Here is a 2667-nt window from a genome sequence, read left to right on the forward strand (position 1 = left end):
TGGTAACCATCGGTAAGCAGCTTTTGATTACCCGAGGAGCCCTCACTACCTTCTCGCCCGCTTAGACATCGCTAAATACTTTGCCATTATCCCAGCTATGTTTGCCGCTGCAGGCATTGGGGCTTTGAATGTCATGGGTCTGAGCACCCCTCGCACGGCTGTACTGTCGGCCCTAATTTACAATGCCTTAATCATCCCAGCCCTGATTCCTCTAGCCCTGAAAGGAATTGAGTTTCGCCCCCTCCGTAACAATCAACTCCTGCAACGCAACATCCTCATCTACGGACTTGGCGGTATTATCGCGCCGTTTATTGCCATCAAGGTGATTGATGTGGGGGTATCGGCAGTAACGGGGTTTTAATTGCCAATTTTCTCACGGGCAAAATCTCTGAATTGACGCCAATCATTGACTCTTTACAAAGTACCTCCGATGAAACCGACTCTTCCTAAAATCTTACTGCTGGGTTTGTTATTAAATCTGGCGATCGCCCCTGCCCTCTATGCCGCCACTGACCAAAACATCACCCGTGGCACCGCTTATGCCTTGGGCTTATTGGGCATCATCGTTGTGGGCCTGGCTATCTATTTAGCCATAGTCATTGTTCAGCCCGAGAAGTTCTAAGTACAACGTTAATCCCTATCAACGTTTACATCCCAACTCAAACTGTCAACTTTTTAAACCTCTAAACCTCTCAGAAATTCCCCATGAAAGACCTCATCATCAGTATTCGCAGTCTCGCTACCCTCGCGCTTCCTCACCGCTTTCCTCTATCCCCTGCTGATTTTCCTCATTGGTCAGGGCTTTTTTCCCTACCAGGCTAACGGCAGTCTTCTCACCAACTCTCACTCTTGAGGTCATTGGTTCGGCACTCATTGGTCAAACCTTTACCACTGACGATTATTTCTGGAGCCGTCCTAGTGATGTCAATTATAGTTCTGACGCGGAGGCTAACCCCACCGGAGTATCGGGAGGTAGTAATCTGGCTCCAGACAACCCGGAACTGTTGGCACGCATTCAGAACGAAGCCCAGCGTCTTCGTAGCGCCGGGATTGAACCCACCGCTGACTTACTTTATTCCTCCGGTTCCGGTCTTGACCCTCACATTAGCCCCTCTGCTGCTGAGGCTCAAGTTGAGCGGGTCGCCCTTGCCCGTGGCCTGTCTACTGACCAAGTGCGATCGCTGATTACTCAAAATACTGAAGGCCGCTTCCTTGGTATTTTTGGGGAGCCTGGTATCAATGTTCTCAAGAGAGAACTTAGCCTTGGATAACCTTTAAATTCAAATCTTCTAATGTTCCAAACCTCCCTATGTATCACCCCACCCAATCCTCCCCAAAGCATCGCCCTTGGTAAGCACAAAGTCTTTATCGGCATGGCACCGGGAGTCGGTAAAACCTATCGAATGTTAGAGGAAGCCCAACAGTTAAAGCAGGAAGGGTTTGATGTCGTCATTGGAATACTGGAAACCCACGGACGAGCAGATACCGCTGAGAAGGCAGTTGGCTTAGAGCAGGTTCCCCTCAAGCAGATCAACTGGCTCTTTCGCACTCTCACGGAATTGGATACCTCTGCTGTACTCGCCCGCTGTCCTCAGCTAGTCCTGGTTGATGAATTGGCTCATACCAATATCCCCGGTTCTGAACGACAGAAGCGTTACCAAGATGTGTTTTGGATTTTGGAAGCGGGTATTGATGTCTATTCCACTATCAATATCCAGCACCTAGAGAGCCTTAATGACCTGGTACACAAAATTTCTGGGGTGGTCGTCCGCGAGCGGGTACCCGATCGCCTACTTGATGAAGCTGATGAAGTCATCGTCGTAGATGTTACCCCTGAAACTCTGCAAGAGCGCCTTCAAGAGGGCAAAATCTATGCCTCTGCCAAGATTGATCGGGCTCTGCACAACTTCTTCCAACGTCGCAATCTTGTCGCTCTCCGAGAATTGGCGCTGCGGGAAGTGGCTGACAATATTGAAGAGAATGGCCGACAGAGCCATTCTCAGAGCTATTGCAATATCCAAGAACGGGTTCTGGTCTGTGTTTCAACCTATCCCAGTTCGATTCGGTTATTGCGACGAGGGGCACGCATTGCTAACCAAATGAATGGCCGTTTGTCTGTGCTGTTTGTAGCTCATCCTCATCAGTTTCTTTCTAAATCTGAGGCACTCCACATTGAAACCTGCAAACGGATGTGTCAGGAGTTTGAGGGGGAGTTTTTGCGGGTGGAGTCAGATGATGTGGTGACAGCGATTCTTGATACTGCCGTCGAACAACACATCACTCAAATTGTTTTGGGGGAAACTCGACGATCTCGCTGGCAACTACTGATTAAAGGCTCTATTGTTCAAAGGTTAATGCGAGGTCTACCCCAGGTTGATTTACACATTATTGGCACTGACCACTAACCCAACAGCTTGATCGCCTCAAATTTAGCTACCCGCAGACAAGCCCCCCGCTATTGTAGGGTTAGCTTTGGGATTACTGATACATTTACGCGACATTTATCCGGCTATTGCCTGACAATGCTACGATAGCACTATTACCCGTTAAGGTAACAGAGGCGGTATCCCGCAAAGCTTTTAGAAAGATTCCAAAAGCACCGTTCCAGTCCCGTGGTAGAGTGAACCCACACTCAGGACATCGGAACACTTTTGAGCCACCTAGCTG

General features: G+C 49.1%; 4 protein-coding genes and 1 pseudogene. All 5 read left to right on the plus strand.

The window, feature by feature from the left end; all coding sequences use genetic code 11:
- Nucleotides 1-361, plus strand: a pseudogene (locus B9T16_RS27640) (potassium-transporting ATPase subunit B); the annotation flags it as partial.
- A 69-nt stretch (nt 362-430) separates the two neighbouring features.
- Nucleotides 431-622 (plus strand): potassium-transporting ATPase subunit F, encoded by a 192-nt coding sequence (locus B9T16_RS27645; RefSeq protein ID WP_317266442.1) that lies wholly within the window; start codon nt 431-433, stop codon nt 620-622.
- A 159-nt stretch (nt 623-781) separates the two neighbouring features.
- Nucleotides 782-853 (plus strand): hypothetical protein, encoded by a 72-nt coding sequence (locus B9T16_RS27650; protein ID WP_410223643.1) that lies wholly within the window; start codon nt 782-784, stop codon nt 851-853.
- Between the two features lie 19 nt (nt 854-872).
- On the plus strand, nt 873-1271 hold the full coding sequence (gene kdpC, locus B9T16_RS27655) for a K(+)-transporting ATPase subunit C (protein WP_410246287.1): 399 nt from the start codon (nt 873-875) through the stop codon (nt 1269-1271).
- 21 nt (nt 1272-1292) lie between these two features.
- Entirely contained in the window at nt 1293-2405 is a 1113-nt protein-coding gene (locus B9T16_RS27660; protein WP_410246286.1) for a universal stress protein, read from the plus strand.
- Nucleotides 2406-2667: the final 262 nt, after the last annotated feature.

Origin of the sequence: Arthrospira sp. PCC 8006, assembly GCF_046480465.1 — a bacterium.
Taxonomy (GTDB): domain Bacteria; phylum Cyanobacteriota; class Cyanobacteriia; order Cyanobacteriales; family Microcoleaceae; genus Limnospira; species Limnospira platensis.

Bases quoted from the DNA above. Each gene is read 5' to 3' on its own strand.
- B9T16_RS27660 (WP_410246286.1), top strand. From the start codon at position 1,293: ATGTTCCAAACCTCCCTATGTATCACCCCACCCAATCCTCCCCAAAGC.
- B9T16_RS27645 (WP_317266442.1), top strand. From the start codon at position 431: ATGAAACCGACTCTTCCTAAAATCTTACTGCTGGGTTTGTTATTAAAT.